Source organism: Nocardia sp. NPDC056952, assembly GCF_042674185.1.
Taxonomy (GTDB): domain Bacteria; phylum Actinomycetota; class Actinomycetes; order Mycobacteriales; family Mycobacteriaceae; genus Nocardia.
This window is the reverse complement of record NZ_JBHURA010000003.1, coordinates 86,244-106,920: the sequence shown is the minus strand read 5'-3', so window position 1 is coordinate 106,920 and position 20,677 is coordinate 86,244. Positions and strand designations below refer to the sequence as shown.

The window sequence follows — 20,677 nt, the reverse complement described above, 5'->3', positions numbered from 1 at the left end:
CTGGCCGGGCTCACGCGATCAATGCCAGGGCCGCGGCGATGCCGGATCGGTAGCAGGCCTCCAGCTGGGCGCCCAGCAGATAGTCACCCGCAAGCTGGAGTCCCGCAACGGATTCGGTCTGTTCGCGCACCACCGTGCGGAAGCCGGCGTGATCGGGCAGGTAGGCGCAATGCGCCGCGGCCCAGCTGCGTGTTTCGGTACGCACCCGCTCGATCGCCGGGCCGCCGAGATGACCGCGTACCTTCGCCTCGGCGTCGTCGATCCACGTCGCCAAGAGCTGCGCATCCGGGCTCGGCCGGGCATCGCGCCCGCTGAAGGTGTAGCGGACGATGTCGAGATCGTTCACGCCGTAGACCCCCGCCGCACTGCACGGCCCCGAGTCGAACGCGATCGAGCGAACGGTGCTGCCGAAGAAGGGCTGCTCGTACTGCACCACCGCGACCGTGGACGGGTAGTAGGCCACCTCGCTCAATGCCTTGCTCAGCGCGGGAACCACGGGTTCCAGCAGTCCGGCGGCGGCGTGCGCCGGGGTCGCCAGGACGACACCGTCGTAGGCGGAAAAGGTAGTGGCACCGCCGTTTTCCGCCGTATCGAGTCCGATCACCCGGCCGTCCCGCACCACGAGGCGATCCACACGGGTGCCGAGCCGGACCGGCACCTGTCCGGCGAACCAGTCCAGCACCGGCTGCATGCCGTCGACGAGCTGGTCGTAGCGGTCCTGCACCATGCCGAGGCTCACCCCGAACGCGCCGAGGTATACCTCATCCGGTTCGGCGGCGTTGAGCCGGACTGTCAACGGTCGCAGCACAGTACGTCCGAACTCGGTGCCGAAATGCGCGCCGAGCGCGACGTTGTCGTTGGCGGTGCCCGCTTTCCCGAACCAGTCCGACCCCAGGTAGCGATTGCGTTCGTCGAATCGAACGCGCGCACCGTAGTAGAGCATGCGCGCCGCGTCGATCGGCGAACCCATGCGCAGCAGATGGCGAAGGAATCCGGCGATGCCGGGGTTGTCGAGTGTCACCAGTTCGCCGTTGATGATCTGCGAGCTGTTGATCCCGAAGGGCTCGTACGCCCGCTCCCCGGACGCGGCGACGAACCCGCGCAGCTCGTGGTAATGGCGGCCGATGTTCTTGCCGCCCATCATGATCGGCCGACCGCCGAGGGTGTCGAAGCCGCAGCGGCCGCCGAGCACCGTGTCCTGCTCGAGCAGTTCGACGGTGTGGCCTGCCCGGTGCAGCGCGAACGCGGCGCCGATGCCGGACAAGCCGCCGCCGACAACCGCGTACCGTTTCGCCGATGCTGTGGTCATGATCCGAGCTCCTGTCGTTGCGTGGACACGGGATAGTGCGCCAGCTCGACGTGAGCGAGGGCGATGCGGTTGCCGTACTGGTGCAGCGCCACTTCGACCGTGATCTCGTCCAGGTCGAGATCGCCGACGGCGGCGGTGGTGCAGGTGATGGGGGCGTCCAGTTCGGCGAAGTCGGTGAACTGGGCTTCGAGGTCGATCACCGCGGCGACCGGTGAGGTGAGCAGTCCCGCCGAGGTCGCGGACAGCACCGCTGCCTGCCGGAACGCCTCGAGCAACAGCGGGCCGGGGACATGGTCGTATTGGTGGTCGAAGAAGCTCGGATGGCCGCGGTCCACTACCACGACGAGGTCTTGGGCCGTGGTGCGGGCGAGCACGACATTGCGTGGGTCGCGCCTGCCGACGAGTTCGGGTGGCAATCGCCGCACCGAGTCGGGACCGACCGCAGCGAGGGTGGAGCGCTTGCCCTGCTGGAGTTCGCGGAACTCGTCGTAAGCGTCACGGGGAAAGGTGATTCCACTGCCGCGCAGCGTCATGGCCAGTGCCCCGTGGACGGACAGCGTGGCGTCGAAGGATACATCGTGGTAGTAACCGCGCCCGGTGCCCGCCGCGCCGGGTCGCAGGCGCACCACCCCCTCGAGCGGGTCGCGTTCACTGTCGCGGAACAGGCTCAGGTCTTCCACCGCGAACGCCATCCGTTGCAGGCTGGCCGGTGCGTCGGCGGGCACACCCAGGTGTCGCTGACCGACGACGAGCAGTGCCTGGCGGACGGCCTCGACGGCGGAGAACGGATCGTGGTAGGCGACGAGCCGATCGAACCACAGCGAGTGCGCCCGTGGCACCTGCACGGCGGCAAGGTATTCCGAGCTGCCGACGACGGCGGTGTCGGCGACGTAGACCTCGGCGAGTCCGCGCCGGTGAGCCAGCGCGGCGGGCACCAATTGTTCGAATCCGAGGGTGCCGCGTACCGGCGACAGTCCCCCGTTCACGCGAGCACCGCCTCGTGGGTCGGCGCGTCGGTCCAGATCCTGGTGGCGAGTACGGCGCCCAGTGCCCGTGGCGTCGGGTGGGTGAACAGATCCTCCAGTGAGAGCTGGGTGCCCGCGGCGGCATTGATCCTTCCGCGGAGTTCGAGGGCGGACAGCGAGGTGAGCCCGATCGCGAGAACCGTGGCGTCGAGGTCGATCTCGTCCTCGGTGAGGTCGATGAGGATCTCGCGGATCTGATCGACCACCAGGTTGACCGCGACATCGCGGCGCCGGTCCTCGGGAACGGTCAGCAGGTCCGAACGCGCGGACGGTGCCTCCCCTGCCGGTGCGTCACGCCGGGCGGCAGTCCGGTCACCGGCGAGTTCGGCGCCGGCGACCCCGATCATGCTTTCGAGGACGGCACTGTCGGTGTGAACCCAGTAGCGCCGATGCTGGAACGCATAGGTCGGCAGATCGACGACCCCGGTGGTGTCGTCGGAACACAGTGCCGACCAACCGACTTCGGCACCGGCCACCCAGGCTCCCGCAACGGCTTTGATCGCCGAACCGGCTTCGTCGGCCCCGGGTCGCAGCACCGGAATGGCCGTGCTGCCGGTATCGGCGAGTGTCTCGTAGACCAGGCCGGACAGGGTGTCTCCCGCACCGAGTTCGAGATAGGTGACGACGCCGGATTCGTGCAGCCGCAGCACACTCTCGTGGAAACGCACCGGCTCGCGGGCCTGACGTACCCAGTAGTCGATCGAAGTCAGCTGTCCCGGTGCCGATTCCGTGCCGGTCACGGTGGAGAGGAAAGGGATGCGCGGTTCCTGGAGTCGAACGGTCGCGACGACCGAGCGGAATTCGTCGACGATCGCGTCCACGTGCGGCGAGTGGAAGCCACGGTCTACGCCGAGCCTGGCTACTCGTCGGCCGCGTTCGCGCCAGTGCCGGGCGAGCTCACCCACCGCGGCGACATCGCCGGCGATCACGGTGGCGTTCGGCCCGTTGGCCGCGGCGACCGACACCTCGGTCTCGCGACCGGCGATGGAGGCCGCGACCTCGGCCATGGTTGCCCGCACGGAGACCATCGCTCCCGGGTCCATCCGCTGCATCAGCCGACCGCGCGCGGCGACCACAGCCACCGCGTCGTCCAGGGACAGCACACCCGCGACGTGCGCGGCGGAGAGTTCACCGATCGAGTGACCGACAACGAAATCCGGTACTACACCCCAGGATTCGAGCAGCCGGAACAGCGCCACCTGCACGGCGAACACGGCGGGCTGGGTGTAGTCGGTCCGCGCGAGCAACTCACCCGTTCCGAACATCTCGGTCCGCAACGGATGCTCGAGATGGGCGTCGAAACCCGCGCAGATCGTGTCGAGCGCCTCGGCGAACACCGGGTACGTGTCAGAGAGCCCGCGTCCGATGCCCGCCAGTTGTCCGCCCTGGCCGGGGAACATCATCGCCAGCTTGCCGCCGGTGCCGCGGCGTGACAGGACTGCCGAGGGGGCGGTGTGTTCCTCGGCGATGGCCGTGAGTCCGTCCAGGAACTCACCGCGGGTGTTCGCCACGACGACGGCGCGATGGTCGAATCTCGTTCTCGTGGTTGCCAAGGAGTGCGCGATGTCGGCGAGATCGTCCGGGGAATTCGTGACAGCCGCGCGTAGGCGGGCCGCCTGGTCACACAGTGCGGCGGCGGTGCGTGCCGAGAGCAGCCATGGAGCCGGCGAGGGCGTGGGCCTCGAATGCGCCGGGGCGAAGGTCTGCGTGGAGGCGGCCGCGGGCACCACTGCGTGGCGGGTATCGGCCGAGATCATCTCGGGTCCTTCGGGTTCCGGTGCTTGCTCGACGATCAAGTGGGCGTTGGTGCCGCTGATCCCGAAGGACGACACCGCGGCCCGGCGTGGGTGTTCGGTGGTCGGCCACGGCTGTGGCCGCAGCACCAGCCGGATTCGATCCCCGGTCCAGTCGGCGTGCGAGGTCGGCGCGTCCACGTGGAGCGTGGGCGGAACCATCCCGTGGCGAATGGCCTGCACCGCCTTGATCAGTCCGGCCACGCCCGCGGCCGACTGCGTGTGTCCCATATTCGATTTCACCGATCCCAGCAGCAGTGGCGGCGCATCGTCGCGCTGCCCGTAGGTGGCGAGCAGGGCCTGCGCCTCCACCGGGTCACCGAGCACGGTGCCGGTGCCGTGGCCCTCCACCATGTCGATGTCGGACGCGCGCAGGCCGGCATTGGCCAGCGCGGACCCGATCACCCGCTGCTGCGCCGGTCCGCGCGGTGCGGTGAGCCCGTTGGACGCGCCGTCACTGTTCACCGCCGAACCGCGCAACACCGCGAGCACTCGGTGTCCGTGCCGCTGCGCCTCCGAAAGACGTTCCAGGAGAACGACACCGACTCCCTCACCCCAGGCGGTGCCGTCCGCGCCCGCGGCGTAGGACTTGCATCGCCCGTTGGGCGCCAGCGCGCGCTGACGCGAGAACAGCGCGAACGGCATCGGGGTGGACATCACCGTCACGCCGCCGGCGAGCGCCAGGCCGCATTCGCGCAGGCGTAGCGACTGCATCGCCTGATGAATCGCGACCAGTGACGAAGAGCAGGCGGTGTCGACGGTGACCGCCGGTCCTTCCAGACCCAGCAGGTACGCGACCCGACCCGCCGCCATCGAGGCATGGTTGCCGGTGAAGTAGTAGGTCTCCGCGCCATCCCAGGCCTGCGTGGCGCCGAATCCGTAACCTTGATCGCTGAATCCCACGAACACACCGGTATCGGTGCCGCGCAACGTCGTCGGGTCGACGCGGGCCTGCTCGACCGATTCCCAGGCGAGCTCGAGCAGCAGGCGCTGCTGCGGGTCCATCGCCTCGGCCTCGCGCGGGCTGATCCCGAAGAATCCGGCGTCGAACTCGCCCGCTCCCCCGAGGAAACCACCTTCTCGCACATAGGATTTGGCGAATTTGTCCGGGTCGGGATCGTAGAAGCCGTCCACGTCCCAGCCGCGATCGGCCGGGAACTCCGAGATCAGGTCGCGCCCCTCGATCAGCGCCTCCCACAGGTGCTCGGGCGATTCGATCCCACCGGGGAATCGGCACGACATTCCCACGATCGCGATCGGTTCCCGTGCGCGTGCCTGCTCGTCCTCGAGCTGCTGTCTGGTCTCCTGTAACTGCCGGGTGGCGCGTTTGAGATACGTGCGAAGTTCCGCTTCGGTGGCCATCGGTCTCTCGCTTTCTGTCTCGGCTCAGACCGAACGGACCTGGTCGATGAGATCGAACAGGGCGTCGTCGTCGGCACCGTCGATGTTGTCGACCAGATCGCGCGCCGAGTCGCCGCGCAGGGTGCGCACGAGGTCGTTGATCCGCAGCAGCAGCTCCTCGACCCGCTCCGGCGGCAGCTCCACACCGGCGCATCCCGCCGCCACTGCGTCGAGCTGTCCGGCGATGCGGGCGCCCGGGTCGTCCACGGGCGCGATCTCGGTGCGCAGGTAACTCGCCAGCGCGGCGGCATTGGGGTAGTCGAAGACGATCGTCGTGCGCAGCTTCGCGCCGGTGGCCGCCTCGAGCCGGTTGCGGAATTCCACGGCGCCCAACGAGTCGAAGCCCAGGTCGGTGAACGCGGTATCGGCGGGCACCGCCTCCGCCGACGCGTGACCGAGGACGGCCGCCGCGTGCGACCGGATGACGCCGAGGATGATCCGCTCCTGTTCGGCGGGCTCCTGACCGGTGAGGCTCGACAGCAGCTTCACCGACTCATCGGAGCCTCCGCCGGCCGCCCGGCGCGGGCCGCGCAGCAGCGAGCGCAGCATCGCGGGCATCTCGTCGACATCGCCGAGCGAGCCCAGCGCCGTGAGGTCAAGGCGGGCGGGTACGGCCAGTGCTCTGCCGGTCGACAGGGCATTGTCGAACAGGGACATGCCGTCGTCGTCGGTGAGCGGGATCAGCCCTTCACGGCGCATTCGCCGCAGGTCGCGCTCGGTCAGGTGCCCCGTGATGCCGGTCCCGCGCTCCCACAGCCCCCACGCCATCGCGGTGGCGGTCAGGCCACGGTGTCTGCGGTGCTGGGCCAGCGCGTCGAGGAACCCGTTGGCCGCGGCGTAGTTGGCCTGGCCCGGGTTGCCGAGCAGGCCCGCGATCGAGGAGTACATCACGAACATCGCCAGCGGGCGCCCGTCGGTCACCTCGTGCAGGTGCCAGGCGGCATCGGCCTTGGGGCGCAGCACTGTGGCGATATGTTCGGGAGTGTGCTCGCTGAACAACGCGTCCTCGACGACGCCCGCGGTGTGGACGACGCCGGTCAGCGGATGCGCGGCGGGGATCGCCGCCACCAGTGCGGCGAGAGCGTCGCGGTCGCCGACATCGCAGGCGGCGATGTCGACCTGGGCGCCGAGCGCGGACAGTTCGGCGGCGAGTTCGCTCGCGCCGTCCGCGTCGAATCCGCGACGACTGGTCAACAGCAGGTGCCGAACTCCATAGGTGGTCACCAGGTGCCGGGTGGCCAGCGCGCCGAGTCCACCGGTGCCGCCGGTCACCAGAACGGTGCCGTCGCGGTCGAGCGGGGTCGGCACGGTCAGGACGTATTTGCCGACGTGGCGTGCCTGGCTCAGCTGACGGAACGCCTCGGGTGCACGCCGCACGTCCCATCGGGTCACCGGAAGTGGTTGGAGGTCACCGAATTCGAACAGCTTGCGCAGTTCGGTCAGTATCTCGTGCAGCCGGTCCGGGCCCGCCTCCATCAGGATGAAGTTCTGGTATCGGACGCCCGGGTGGGTTGCCGCGATCTCGTCGGCGTCACGCAGATCGGTCAGACCCATCTCGATGAACCGACCGCCGCGCGGCAGCAGGTCCAGCGACGCGTCGACCTTGTCGCCCGCGAGGGAGTCGAGCACGACATCGACACCACGTCCGCCGGTCGCTTCGAGGAACTTCGCCTTGAACTCGGTGGTTCGCGTATTGCCGATCCGCTCGTCGTCGAAGCCGTTCGCGCGCAGTACATCCCACTTGCCGGGGCTGGCCGTGACGTAGAGATCCAGCCCGAGATGGCGGGCCAGCTGGACCGCGGCCATGCCGACGCCGCCGGTGGCGGCATGGATCAGCAGCGACTCCCCCGACCGCACCCGCGCCAGGTCGACCAGCGAGTAGTAGGCCGTGGCGAACACGATCGGCGCGGCCGCCGCCTCGTCGAACGACCAGCCTTCCGGAATCTTGACGACCGTGCGCCGGTCGGCCACCACCGTGGCGCTGACGCCGGTGAAGATGCCCATCACCCGATCGCCCACCGCGAAGTCCACCACATCGGGAGCAACCTCGATGATCACCCCCGCACCCTCGCCACCGATGGCGGTGTTCGGGATCGGGTACATCCCGAGCACGATCAGCACATCGCGGAAGTTCACACCCGCCGCCCGCACCGCGATCCGCACCTGCCCGGGTCCGAGCGGCTCGATCTCGGCCGGCGCCAGGAGCATGTTGTCGCCGTGGAGGGTTCCGCGCCCGTGGTCGACCAATCGCCACTCGTCCTCGCCGAGCAGCTCAGCCGACCCGACCGTGTCCGCACCCGCGCGCACCAGGCGCGGCGCGTGCGTCTCCCCGTGCCGGATCGCCAGTTGCGGCTCGGTGGTGAGTGCGGCGCAGCTGCGCACCGCCTCGCGGTAGTCGCCGCGATCATCGAGGTCGAGCAGCGCGATGCGACCGGGGTTCTCGTTCTGCGCGGACCGCAGCAGACCCCACACTGCCGCCCCGGCCAGGTCACCGACATCCTCGGCGCCATGGATCGCCACGGCGCCGCTGGTCACGAAAATCACCAGGGCCTTGGCGAATTCGTCGTCGGTGAGCAATCGCTGCACCACCGTCTGCACGGCGATCACCTGCTCGCGCACGGCGGCGGGAACGGACGCGGTCGCATCGCTGTGCACGCGCACGACAACGAGATCGCGATCAGCGCGTGCGCAGCGCTCGACAACTACTCTGCTGTCGGCAAAGTCCAGCTCGGACCATTCGCCCTGTTCCGCGATGGGTTCGGGCGAGGGTACGGTCACCCAGTTCATCTCGTACAGTCCGCCGTCCGAGGACGCCGGGCGCTGACCCAGCGCTTCGAGGGAGATCTCGCGCAGCGCCAGTGATCGCGCACCGGCCACCGGCCTACCTGCCGAATCGGTGAGTTCGAGACCGATGCGGTCGGGGCCGACCGGTGTGAGGCGAACCCGCAGCGACGACGCGCCGACCGCGTGCAGCGAGACGCCTTCCCAGGCGAACGGGAGCCGGATCTTGCCGGATTCGGTCGGGCCGACCGTGCCGGTCGCGATCATCGCGTGCAGTGCGGCGTCGAGCAGCGCGGGGTGCAGACCGAACTCGGCGGCCTCCCCGGCGGCTGATTCGGGCAATGCCACCTCGGCGAGGATCTCGTCGCCATGGCGCCAGATCTGGCCGAGGCCACGAAAAGCGGAGCCGTAGTCGTAGCCGACCGCGGCCATCGCCTCGTACGGGTCGCCGACTGCCACCGCCACCGCACCCGCAGGAGGCCAGGCACCGTCAGCGGACGCCGCGACCTCGTCCGACGGCTGCAAGGTGCCGGTGGCGTGTCCGGTCCACGCCAGCTCCTCCACCGAAGCTGTCTGTAGACGCGAGTACACCCCGACTGTCCGATGCCCGGATTCCTCAGCCGGTCCGACCAGCACCTGTAGTTCCACCGCGCCGGTCTCGGGGATCGCGAGCGGGGCTTCGAGCACGAGTTCGCCGACGGTTGGGCATTGCACGAATTGGCCTGCATGCCAAGCGAGTTCGATGAACGCGGTGCCGGGCAGCAGGACCGCGCCACCGATCCGGTGTCCGGCCAACCACGGGTGCGAGTGCAGCGACAGTCGCCCGGTCAGCAGCAATCCTCCGTCCTGGGCGAGGCCGATCTTCGCACCGAGCAGCGGATGGTCGTCGGCGTCCAGCCCGGCGCCACGCACATTGCTGCCCTCGCTCACCTCGAGCCAGTACCGATCACGCTGGAAGGCATAGGTAGGCAGGTCTACCGGGCGGGCGTCGGCCCCTTCGAAGAGCGGGCCCAGATCCAGTGCTGCCCCGTGGGAATACAGCGCGGACAGTCCTGCGACGAACGCGAGGTCGCCCGCGATGCCCGGCCGCTGCAACGCGACGGCGGCCATCGCCGCACCGTCGTCGACGATCTCGTGCACCATCGCCGTCAGCGCGGACCCGGGGCCCATCTCGGCGAAGCAGTTGACCCCGCCCTGTTCACGCGCCCACCGCACCGCGTCCAGGTAGCGAACCGGCTCGCGCAGGTGGCTCACCCAGTATTCCGGCGAGCACAACTGCGCGGCCTCGGCCACCTTGCCGGTGAGCGCCGAGATCACCGGCAGGGTCGGCGGGCGATAGGTCAGGCCCCGGCAGATTTCGCCGAATTCGGCCAGCACAGCATCCATCTGGGGCGAATGGAACGCATGACTCACCCGCAATCGGTGGGTACGCACGCCGTCGGCCGCCAACTGCTCGGCGATGGCGTCCACGGACGCGTGCGCACCCGAAACAACCACGGACGCGGGCCCGTTCACCGCGGCGATGCTCACGTCGCCGTATCGACGCACGAGTTCGGCGACGGTCTCCGCGTCCGCGGCGACCGCGACCATCGCCCCACCCTGCGGCACGGACTGCATGAGCCGACCACGCGCGGCGACCAGGGTGCAGGCATCCGGCAGCGACCAGACCCCGGCCACATAGGCCGCCACGATCTCGCCGATCGAGTGACCGAGCACGAAAGCCGGTCGCAATCCCCATGATTCGGCCAGACGGTACATCGCCACCTCGGTAGCGAACAGCGCGATCTGGGCGACCTCGGTTCGATCGAGCGAGGTCGCGTCTGCCCGATCGTCGAAGATCATCTCGCGCAGCGGCGTATCGCGATGCTGATCGAATTCCGCGCAGATCTCGTCGAAGACGGCGCGATAGAACGGATAGCCCTGGTACAGCTCGTGCCCCATCCCGGCACGTTGCGCACCCTGACCGGGGAACATCACCGCGGTGACGGCCGCGATCGCGCTGCCACGCACCACATTCGGTGCGCCCTGCCCATCCGCGAGCGCTCGCAGCCCGGCCGTCAGCTCCTCGGCATCGTAGCCGACGATCACGGCGCGATGCTCGAACCGGGCGCGGGTGTCGAGCAGCGCGACACCGATATCGACCGGGTCGGCGCCACGTTCTGCCTCGACCCGACCGAGCAGCGCGCCTGCCTGCGCGGCCACCGCCGCGGCGGACCGCGCGGTGAGGACCCACGGAATCACCGGCGGTGCGACGGATGCGGGCGATCGCTCGATCGCCGGGGCGGATTCGCCCCGCTCGATGACGACGTGCGCATTGGTGCCGCTGATCCCGAACGACGACACCGCGGCGCGCGGCGTCCGCCCGGTCGCGGGCCATGCCCGCGCCTCGGTGACCAACCGGACCGAACCGGACGACCAGTCCACGTGCGGCGTCGGCTCGTCGACGTTCAGCGTCGGCGGCACCACGCCGTGCCGCATCGCCATCACCATTTTGATCAGCCCACCGACCCCGGCGGCGGCTTGCGTGTGCCCCATATTCGACTTGAGCGACCCGAGCAGCAGCGCCTCGCCGCCCTCGCGCTCGGCGCCGTAGGTCGCGAGCAAGGCCTCCGCTTCGATGGGGTCACCCAGGCGGGTGCCGGTGCCGTGCGCCTCGACGACGTCCACCTCGGTCGTGCTCAACCCGGCATCGGCCAGCGCGGATCGGATCACCCGCTGCTGGGACCGCCCGTTCGGGGCGGTCAGACCGTTGGACGCGCCGTCGGAATTCACCGCGGTGCCACGCACCAGACCCAGGATCTTGTGCCCGAGGCGCCTGGCCTCGGAGACGCGCTCGAGCAGCAGCATGCCGACGCCTTCGCCCCACGCGGTGCCGTCGGCGCCCGCGGCGAACGACTTGCATCGGCCGTCGGCCGCCAGCGCACGCTGGGTGGAGAACGCGACGAACGCGGCGGGCGTCGCCATCACGGTGACACCGCCGGCCAGCGCCATCGTCGACTCACCGGAGCGCAACGATCGCACCGCCTGATGAATCGCGACCAGCGAGGACGAGCACGCCGTGTCCACGGTGACCGACGGACCTTCCAGTCCCAGCACATACGACACCCGGCCCGAGGCGATACTCGACGCCTGACCGGTCATCAGGAACTGTTCGATCGTCGCGCGCACCCGCTCGTCGATATCGCGCGACGACGGGCCCTCGGTGTCGGGCATCAAGCCGACGAAGACGCCCGTGGCACTGCCGCGAACAGTCGTCGGGTCGATGCCCGCCCGCTCGAAGGCCTCCCAGGCCGTCTCGAGCACGAGTCGCTGCTGCGAATCCATCGCCTGCGCCTCACGCGGGCTGATCCCGAAGAAGTTCGCGTCGAATCCGGTGGCGCCGTCGAGGAATCCGCCCGTGCGCACATACGACTTGCCCGGCACACCCGGCTCGGGATCGAACAGACCCTCGACATCCCAGCCGCGATCGGCCGGCCACGGCGACACCAGACTGCGCCCCTCGACTGCCGCCTGCCACAACTCCTCCGGCGAGGTGACCCCACCCGGATAACGGCACGCCATGCCGACGATGGCGATCGGCTCGGTCGCCCGCGCTTCCACATCATCGAGGCGCGCGCGGGTGGTCTGCAGTTCCCGGATCGCCTTCTTCATGTAAGTGCGTAGTTCGTCTTCGCGAGCCATAGGGCAAACATCTCCTGCATCAGAGGTATCGACAGGGAATCGAGCAGTGCGGCGGGATCGGGTATTCGCCCGGCAATCCACTCGACAACACTGACCGGCGCCACGCTACGACAGCGGGCAACCGAATTCCCCGCGCGCCGGGCCTCTTTGGGAAACGACCAACAGTCCTCGCGTCGTCCCTGACATTTTCCAAACGCATTGCCACCCGGTGACCGCGATTCGTAAGGTCATGCGCCATGGCAAGGACTCCCGATCCGATACCGGATCAGCACGGCCGACGATTCGTGATCACCGGAGCCAACGGCGGCCTCGGTGAGGTGGTAACCCGCACGTTGGCAGCCCGTGGCGCCACGGTGATCATGGCGTGCCGTGATACCGAACGGGGTCGCGCCATCGCTGATCGGCTGGTCGGCGATATCTCCGTGGCGGCCCTGGATCTTGCCGATCTGTCCGACGTACGGCGCTTCGCGCAAGAGCGCGGCGAATTCGATGTGCTGATCAACAATGCCGGATTGATGAATGTGCCGTTCGCCCGTACCGCCGAAGGATTCGAAACACAATTCGGCGTCAACCATCTCGGTCACTTCGCTTTGACGGGCCTGCTCCTGGATCGGATCCAGGACCGGGTCATCTCTTTGTCGAGCATTTCCCACGGGTGGACCAAAGCACTACCGCTCGACGATCTGCGCTTCGAGCACCGCCGATACAGTCGACACGCGGCCTACCCGGAATCGAAGCTGGCCACCCTGATATTCGGCCGCGAACTACAGCGCAGGCTCCGCGAATCCGGGTCGACGCTGCGTTCCTACGCTGTGCACCCCGGCGTCGCACCGACCGGCCTCGTCGCCAAGACGCAGACGCCACTCGACTACGTCGCCGAACCGTTCATCCGCCTGGTAGGCCAATCACGCACCGCGGCAGCGCAATCGATGCTCTACGCCGCCACCGCCCCGGATGCGGATCCCGATATCTATTGGGGCCCGACCAAGCTGTTCAACACCCGGGGACCGGTCAGCGCCTGCCCGTCGAGCGCGCTGTCGCAGGATCGGGCCCTCTGGCAGCAGTTGTGGACGGCATCCGAACGCGCCACCGGTGTTCGCTACCCCGCGTCGGCGGTGATCCGTGAGAATTAGCCTGCGCACCCTGGCCTGCGCCGTCATGGTCGGGCTTCTCACCGCCTCCGGCCCGCCGTCGGCCGCCGGGGCACCCCCGGTGTACCCGGCTCCCGACCCCGATCCCTTCTACGCCGCGCCCGCCGACATCGCGAGCAAGGAACCCGGGGCGGTCCTGGCGGTCCGGGTCCAGGAGCCACTGCCCTACTTCCCCACCGCCACAGTCACTTTGGTGAAGTTCCGGTCCAATGATTCCCAGGGCAGGCCGATCGCCGCGACCACCACGATCCTCACCCCGAAAGACCATCGCCCCGGCGCGCCGCTGCTGTCCTACCAGCACATCATCAATGGTCTCGGCACCCAGTGCGCGGTCTCGCGGGCCCTCTACGCCTACGATCCGAATCTGCTCTATCGTGCTGTGCCGCTGCTGAACACGATGCTGCTGCGCGGCTGGAGCATCGCGCTGCCCGACCATCTCGGCCCCAACGCCGCCTACGGCGCGGCCAGACTCGGCGGCCAGATCACCCTCGACGGCATCCGGGCCGCGACCAGGGTCGCGCAACTGGGTCTCGCCGACAGCCCGGCGGCCATGCTCGGGTACTCCGGCGGCGGCATGGCGACCGGCTGGGCGGCCGCGCTCGCACCGCAGTACGCGCCCGAACTGCGCCTGGTCGGCGCCGCGCAGGGCGGGGTGCCGATGAACATCACCACGATGGCGCGCGCACTCGGCTTCGCCCCGCATCCCATGTTCGGCCTCGCGATGGCCGCGGCACTCGGACTCGAACGCGAATACCCCGACCGCCTGCCGATCAGCGGGCAGCTCAACGACACCGGCTTGGCGGTGCGCGATGCCATGGCCAACGGGTGCACGGTCGAACTCATCGCCGCCGGAGCCATGCACAGCGCCTCCGACCTCGCCTCGACCGTCTCACTGATCGACGACCCGCGGGCGTGGGAAGTCGGCGACGCCAACAGCCTGGAACTGTTCGAGCCCGTGCCGACGATCCCGATCTTCGAGTGGCACACCCCCATCGACCCGCTCATCCCCGTCGACGCGGTCGATCGCACGAACCAGCGCTACTGCGAGGCCGGGACACCGGTGCAGTCGGAGCTCTATCCGAGCCCCGACCACCTGGCCACCGCGGTCATGGGTTTCCCGTCTGCCGTCGCGTGGCTCGACGCCCGCTTCCGCGGCGAGCCCGCACCGAGCAACTGCTGACTTCCGCCAGAGAGAAGGATCCACCATGCGCCGGATTTTGACGGCCGCACTCACGGTGCTGTTCTACGGCCTCACCCTCGCCATCTTCGCTCCCGCGGCGACGCCGGAGCCGCGCTACCCCACCCCCAATCCCGATCCCTTCTTCACCGCACCGGCCGATATCGGCGACTTCGCGCCCGGTGATGTGGTGCGGCAACGGAAGTTCGACCTCGGCCCCTACCAGGGCACCGACATCTGGCACGTCGCCTTCCGCTCGACCAACTCCGCGGGCGACCCGATCATGGGCGTCACCACGGTCCTGATCCCTGCCGGCGTCACGAACCCGCCGCTGGTGTCCTACCAGGCGCTGATCAATTCCCTCGGCACCAAATGCAACCCGTCCACCTCGCTGATCAACGACGAAACCCCCGACGCGTTCGGCGCGGCGCTGCCGCTGGGCCGCGGTTGGGCGGTCGCCTTGCCGGACTACCTCGGGCCGAATGTCGCCTACGGCGCCGCCCGGCTCAGCGGCATGGTCACCCTCGACAGTGTGCGAGCGCTCCAGCGCGCGCCCGAACTCGGCCTCGGCCAGTCCCCCATCGCCCTCGCCGGGTACTCCGGCGGCGGGCTGGCGACCGCGTGGGCGGCCGCGCTGCAACCGACCTACGCACCGGAACTGAAGCTCGCGGGCGTCGCCGCCGGCGGCATCCCGGCCGACCTCGAACAGATGGCCCTCGGGATCGGCTTCGGGCACCATCCCGGTTTCGGCCTCGCCTGGGCGGCGGCGATGGGCCTGGAGCGCGAATACCCCCGGCGTCTGCCCATTTCCGACCAGCTCAACGGCGAGGGCCTGTGGTTCCGTGACTTCACCGCTGACGAATGCCGGCGCTTCCTGCTGTTCCACGGTGTGGCCCGCAGCGCCGAACAGCTGGCGGCGACCAAGTCCCTGATGGACAGCCCCGAGGCACGAGCGGTGTTGCGGGAGAACAGTTTGCGCTACGACCCCGAGGTGCCCGAGACGCCGATGCTGATCTGGCAGGGCGTCTTCGACGAACTGACCCCCTTCGACGCCGTCGAAGACGTCGCCACCCGCTACTGCGCGGCAGGCGCGCCGGTCACGTTCTCCCGCTATCAGATAGCCGAGCACATGACGACCGCGGTGGCGGGTCTGCCCGAGGCCTGGAACTTCATCGAAGCCAGGTTCCGGGGCGAACCCGCGCCGACCCGCTGCTGATCAGAGCGCGCCGAGCAGGTCTTCGAGATGGATGGGCACGTGGCGAACGCGGACACCGGTGGCGTGGTGGATCGCGTTGCCCACCGCGGCCGCCGAGCCGACGATGCCGATCTCGCCGATTCCCTTGCTGCCCATCGGGTTCAGATGCGGATCGTGTTCGTCGATCCAGCTGACGTCGATGTCGCCGATATCGGCGTTGACCGGGATGTGGTACCCGGCGAGGTCGTGGTTGACCACGGCGCCCAGGCGCGGATCGAACTCGCTCTGTTCGAACAGCGCCATCGACAGACCCATGGTGACAGCGCCGATGAACTGTGAACGGGCCATCCGTGGATTGATGATGCGGCCCGCGCCGAAAACGCTGACCACGCGCGGAACCCGGATCTCGGCGGTGTCGGTGTTCACGCGGACCTCGACGAAGTGCGCACCGAACGCATGCGTCGAGAAGTTCTCTCTCCCTGGATATTCGGGCGCCTCGACGGTGGTCTCGGCGCCGTCGGCGGGTTCCGGCCCGAAGCGGTCACGGAAGGCCCGCGCGGCCGCCACCACGGCCGAACCCCAGGACGCCATGCCGGTCGAACCGCCCGCGACCGTCCCCTGGGGGAGATCGGAATCGCCGATGCGCAGATCGATGCGATCCGAGTCGACCCCGAGGGCGTCGGCGGCGATCTGGCCGAGGGATGTCCAGGTGCCGGTACCGATATCGACGGCGTCGATGGCGACTTCGTAGCGATCCCCGGTGTAGCGCACGCGGGCGCTGTTGCCCGCGGAGGTATCGGCCGGGTAGGTCGCCGCGGCGACTCCGGATCCGACCAGCCATCGGCCTTCGCGCCGCGACTTCGGGGCCGGGTCACGCTCTGCCCAGCCGAAGCGCTTCGCCCCGGCACGCAGGCATTCGACCAGCCCACGGGTGGAGAACGGGCGCCCCGATTCCGGGTCGACCTCTGGTTCGTTGTGGATGCGCACAGCGATCGGGTCCATGCCGAGGGCGATCGCGAGTTCGTCCATCGCCGTCTCCGCGGCGAACATGCCCGGACAGTGCCCGGGCGCCCGCATCCAGGACGACACGGGAACATTCAGTGCCGCGAAACGGTGCGAGGTCGATCGGTTGGCCGCCGCGTACATCACGCGGGTGACCACGGCGGTCGGCTCGGCGAATTCCTTCACGGTGGAGGCCTGCGCGATCGCGTCGTGAGCGATGGCGGTCAGGGTGCCGTCGGGGTGCGCGCCGAGCCGGACGCGCTGGCTGGTCGGCGTCCGATAACCGGCGAGGGAGAACAGCTGTTGCCTGGTCAGCGGCAGTTTCACGGGTCGCCCGTCGCAGAGTTTCGCGGCCATCGCCGCGAGCACGATATTGGCGTGCGGCTCACCTTTGGATCCGAAGCCACCGCCGACGAAAGGCGCGATCACCCGCACCCGCTCGGGCGCCAGGCCGAACAGGGGCGCGATCTCGGCGCGCACCACATGCGGGCCCTGGGTGGAGTCGAACAGCGTCAAGGTGTCGTCGGTCCAGTGCGCGATGGTGGCATGCGGTTCCATCGGGTTGTTGTGGACCATCGCGGTCGTATAGGTGTGGTCGATGGTGACCGGGGCGATCGCCATGGCGGCGTCGACGTCACCGATCGTGGTGTCGGGCGGGAAAGCCGCCGCTCACTTCCCCGGGGTTGTGGAGGTCGTCCCGGTCGGCACTGAACGTGACGTCGGCGGTCTGCTCGTCGTAGGTCACCCGCACGTGCGCGGCCGCTTCGCAGGCCACCTCCAGGCTCGTCGCTACGACGGCGCCGATCGCTTGCCCGCGGAATGCGATCTCGGCGTTCTGCAGGATGAACAGTTCGTTGTCGTCGTCGACGGCCAGCCGGGGAGCGTTGTGGTGGGTGAGCACGGTGACGACGCCGTCCATCCGTTCGGCCACGGAGGTGTCGATCTCGCGGATGCTCCCGCGGATGATCGTCGACTGAATCACGAAGCCGTACAACGGATCCTGTTGCGGATTCTCCATCGCGTAGGGCGCGACACCGCGGAGTTTGGCCGGCCCTTCGATACGGGTGGGCGAGCTGCCGATCGCCGGTGAGTTCATCGCACCTCGCTCAGCTCGCGCAGGGCCGCGACGAGCACATTGCGCGCCAAGGGGATCTTGAAACCGTTCTGCCGCTGTGGGCGCGCAGCGGCGAGTTCGACATCCGCCGCGGCGGCGAAGTTCTCCTCGGTGGCCGCCCGGCCGCGCAGTTGCGCTTCGGCGGCGAATGCTCGCCATGGTTTGGCCGCGACACCGCCGAACGCGATCCGCACATCCCGCACGACGCCGTCGGCGATGTCGACGGCGGCGGCCACCGAGACCAGGGCGAACGCGAACGACGCACGATCGCGGACCTTGCGGTAGGTGGAGGTGCTCGCCCACTCGAGTGCGGGCAGGTCGACGGCGGTGATCAGGTCACCGTGGTCGAGGATCGTGTCCCGGTCGGGTTCGTCGCCGGGCAGCCGATAGAGGTCGACCAGTGGGATCTCGCGCTCACCGACGGCGCCGAGCACCCGCACCACCGCACCCAGCCCGGCCATCGCCACCGCCATGTCGGAGGGATGGGTGGCGATGCACTGATCGGACGTGCCGAGGATGGCCTGGTCGCGATCGAACCCGCCGATCGCCGAGCATCCGCTGCCGGGTTCACGCTTGTTGCACGGCACAGTCGAATCCTGGAAGTAGGGACATCTGGTGCGCTGCAACAGATTTCCGCCGGTGGTGGCGAGATTGCGCAGCTGGGCCGACGCACCCGCCAACAGCGCCGCCGACAGCATCGGGTACCGCGCCCGGATGGCCGGATGCGCGGCGAGATCGGCATTGCGCACCGCTGACCCGATGCGGACACCGCCGTCGGGCAGCTGGGTCACCTGATCGAGCGGCAGTCCGCTGACATCGACGAGCTTGCCCGGCGCGATGATCCCGAGTTTGAGGTGATCGACGAGATTGGTTCCCGCACCGAGGAATACGGCGTCGGGCTCGACGAGTACCGCTGCTACCGCTTGCCCCGCGTCAGTGGCGCGTTCGTAGGCGAACTCCCTCATCGAGCGACCTCCTGAATCGCCGCGACGATGTTCGGATACGCCCCGCAGCGACACAGATTGCCGCTCATGCGTTCCCGGATCTCGTCGGCGCTCAGCACGATCTCGCCCGTGGGGTCCGCCGTCACGTGACTCGGTGCGCCCGCCCGCACCTCGTCGAGCATGCCGACCGCCGAACAGATCTGGCCCGGCGTGCAGTAGCCGCACTGGAAGCCGTCGTGTTCGAGGAATGCCCGCTGGACCGGATGCAGGTCGTCACCGTCGGCCAGTCCGTCGGCGGTGACGATCGTCGCCCCGTCGTGTGCGACGGCCAACGCGAGGCACGACGTCGCCCTTCGGCCGTCCAGCAGGACGGTGCACGACCCGCATTGCCCGCGGTCGCAGCCCTTCTTCGGGCTAGTGACGCCCAGTTGTTCACGCAGGGCATCCAACAGGGTGGTGCGGGTGTCGATGTCCACCACCCGCGTCCGCCCATCGACGGTCACACTGATCCGCGCTCGCATCGAAACGGCCTCTCGTCGTGGGACACCGACTCCGCACAGGCCCCTCCGGGCCCGCTACCAGCACGTACGCAACCACAGTACGCACTTCGGCCACGCTACCAATCCGGCCGTCGACCGTCGTGCACCCCGACCACATCCGCCGTGGTTTCGCCGGAGATCACCACCGGCGTGATCGCCGGGACGTGCGCGCTGTGTTTCAGCCGGCGAAGCGGGCGTTCACCCAGGCGAGGGCGTCGTCGTTGCCCGCGCCGAGGATGGCGCGGTGATCGACGCCGGGGTAGGTGCGGTATTCCACGGGTTGGCCGGTCAGCTGCTGCTGAGCGACCATGGCGTCGGTGCCGGCGGGCAGGACGACGGTGTCGGCCTTGCCCTGCAAGACCAGCATCGGGGTGGTCAGCGCCAGCCCGCTGGGGTCGTTGTCGTCGAGAACCCGCACCAGCGCACCGGGATCGGCGTCGGCGGAGAACGTGTCACCCGCGCCGAGCCCGCCCCAGGAATCCCGCGCACGCAGCTGTCCGATGCAGCGGTCATCGGCCTGGCCCACCATCGAATCAGCTTCGGCGGTAAGGAATGCCGACGGATCGATGTCGGCGACGGTCTGGGCGCCACGGATGAACAGCGGAATGAACGACACCGAGCCCGCCGGTGCGTCCACCTTCTCGGCGATGCCGGTCCGCCGGGCGAGGGTGAAGGCCTGCACGACCGGCCCCAGATGCGAGGCGGGCGCCATCGCCACCGCACCGAGCAAGCGCAGTTGCGGCGCCCACTGCTGCGAGCGCGCGTTGGCGTAGACGGCGGCCTGACCACCCTGCGAATGTCCCATCGCCACCCAGCGAGTCCCGATCTCGGGCGCGATCACCCGCGCCGCCAGGGCCATGTCCGCGACCGCACGCTGCTCGGCCTCCCCGATGAGATAGCCGTGCGGGCCCGGCGTACCCAAACCCTGATAGTCGGTCTGCGCCACCGCGTATCCGGCAGCGATCCATCGTGCCAGGGTCTCGCGCGTCAACGAGGTGTAGTCGTGAGCGGGAAATCCGGCGCCGGTGTCCCGCGAAGGTGCGCACACGTCGGCGGTGCCGGTGGTGCCGTGTGCCCAGGAGATCAGCGGCCAACCGCCGGCCGGCGGGGTGCCCTCCGGGACAGCGACCGTACCGGAGACGGCGACCGGCTGACCGTGCACATCCACCGACCGGTAGAGCACAAGGAAATTGCGCGCCCCCGGCAGTCCCGGCTCCCCGCCAATCGGCTGTGACGAGATCACCGATCCGTGCTCGCCTGCCACCGATTCCGGTGCCGGAGAATAGAATTCGAGACCGGCCGACGTGGGCTCGGCGGTGGCGGCCGGGACCGCCGAAGCGCAGACGGCCAGCACCACCGCGACTGCCCGTGCGCATCGACGCAGGACGATCGACGCCGGCTCCGTGCCTGATTCCATCACCACTGAATCCTCCTGATTCGTCGCGTCGAACACGTCCCGGTCGGGCCGCGGCGCAATATACCGCTCCGCCCGACAGCGCTCCCGTGGCGCACCGATGAGTTTGCGGGGGCGACATCGTCGTAGTGATAGACAGTGGATCGATCGG

Annotated in this window: 10 protein-coding genes and 1 pseudogene; 3 read left to right on the top strand and 8 right to left on the bottom strand. The window is 69.1% G+C overall.

The genetic code is table 11. The annotated features are described in order from the left end of the window. Window positions 1-10 precede the first annotated feature (10 nt). From ACFTS5_RS12155 to ACFTS5_RS12140, 4 genes are read right to left on the bottom strand one after another with little or no spacing between them, the layout of a single operon-like run. The gene (locus ACFTS5_RS12155; RefSeq protein WP_378630225.1) at window positions 11-1,309 is read right to left on the bottom strand and encodes an FAD-dependent oxidoreductase; all 1,299 of its coding nucleotides are present in this window, start codon (window positions 1,307-1,309) and stop codon (window positions 11-13) included. Then, window positions 1,306-2,295 carry an AfsA-related hotdog domain-containing protein gene (locus tag ACFTS5_RS12150; RefSeq protein ID WP_378630222.1) on the bottom strand — a complete coding sequence of 330 codons (990 nt, stop codon included), beginning with the start codon at window positions 2,293-2,295 and terminating at the stop codon, window positions 1,306-1,308. The genes ACFTS5_RS12155 and ACFTS5_RS12150 overlap by 4 nt, the downstream gene beginning before the upstream one ends. Continuing rightward, window positions 2,292-5,489 carry a type I polyketide synthase gene (locus ACFTS5_RS12145; RefSeq protein ID WP_378630220.1) on the bottom strand — a complete coding sequence of 1,066 codons (3,198 nt, stop codon included), beginning with the start codon at window positions 5,487-5,489 and terminating at the stop codon, window positions 2,292-2,294. Before ACFTS5_RS12145 ends, ACFTS5_RS12150 begins: the two co-directional genes overlap by 4 nt. Before the next feature lie 24 nt (window positions 5,490-5,513). After that, entirely contained in the window at window positions 5,514-11,990 is a 6,477-nt protein-coding gene (locus tag ACFTS5_RS12140; protein WP_378630217.1) for a type I polyketide synthase, read from the bottom strand. Between the two features lie 236 nt (window positions 11,991-12,226). Here ACFTS5_RS12140 and ACFTS5_RS12135 point away from each other — a divergent pair, with 236 nt between their 5' ends. The 3 genes from ACFTS5_RS12135 to ACFTS5_RS12125 are packed head-to-tail and all read left to right on the top strand — an operon-like array spanning window position 12,227 to window position 15,534. Next, entirely contained in the window at window positions 12,227-13,123 is an 897-nt protein-coding gene (locus ACFTS5_RS12135) for an oxidoreductase (RefSeq protein WP_378630215.1), read from the top strand. A gap of 25 nt (window positions 13,124-13,148) precedes the next feature. Further along, a complete protein-coding gene (locus tag ACFTS5_RS12130; protein ID WP_378631429.1) occupies window positions 13,149-14,321 on the top strand; it encodes a lipase family protein in 1,173 nt (390 codons plus the stop codon). A gap of 25 nt (window positions 14,322-14,346) precedes the next feature. Further along, a complete protein-coding gene (locus tag ACFTS5_RS12125) occupies window positions 14,347-15,534 on the top strand; it encodes a lipase family protein (protein ID WP_378630212.1) in 1,188 nt (395 codons plus the stop codon). Here the strand turns inward: ACFTS5_RS12125 and ACFTS5_RS12120 are convergent. The 4 genes and pseudogenes from ACFTS5_RS12120 to ACFTS5_RS12105 form a co-directional block, all read right to left on the bottom strand. Beyond that, a pseudogene (locus tag ACFTS5_RS12120) lies at window positions 15,535-17,611 on the bottom strand (xanthine dehydrogenase family protein molybdopterin-binding subunit). Next, window positions 17,608-18,594, bottom strand: a complete 987-nt coding sequence (locus ACFTS5_RS12115; RefSeq protein WP_378630210.1) for an FAD binding domain-containing protein — start codon at window positions 18,592-18,594, stop codon at window positions 17,608-17,610. Before ACFTS5_RS12115 ends, ACFTS5_RS12120 begins: the two are co-directional and overlap by 4 nt. Next, a complete protein-coding gene (locus ACFTS5_RS12110) occupies window positions 18,591-19,094 on the bottom strand; it encodes a 2Fe-2S iron-sulfur cluster-binding protein (RefSeq protein WP_378630208.1) in 504 nt (167 codons plus the stop codon). The genes ACFTS5_RS12115 and ACFTS5_RS12110 overlap by 4 nt, the downstream gene beginning before the upstream one ends. A gap of 196 nt (window positions 19,095-19,290) precedes the next feature. Beyond that, the gene (locus tag ACFTS5_RS12105) at window positions 19,291-20,529 is read right to left on the bottom strand and encodes an alpha/beta hydrolase family protein (RefSeq protein ID WP_378630206.1); all 1,239 of its coding nucleotides are present in this window, start codon (window positions 20,527-20,529) and stop codon (window positions 19,291-19,293) included. Between the last annotated feature and the right edge of the window lie 148 nt (window positions 20,530-20,677).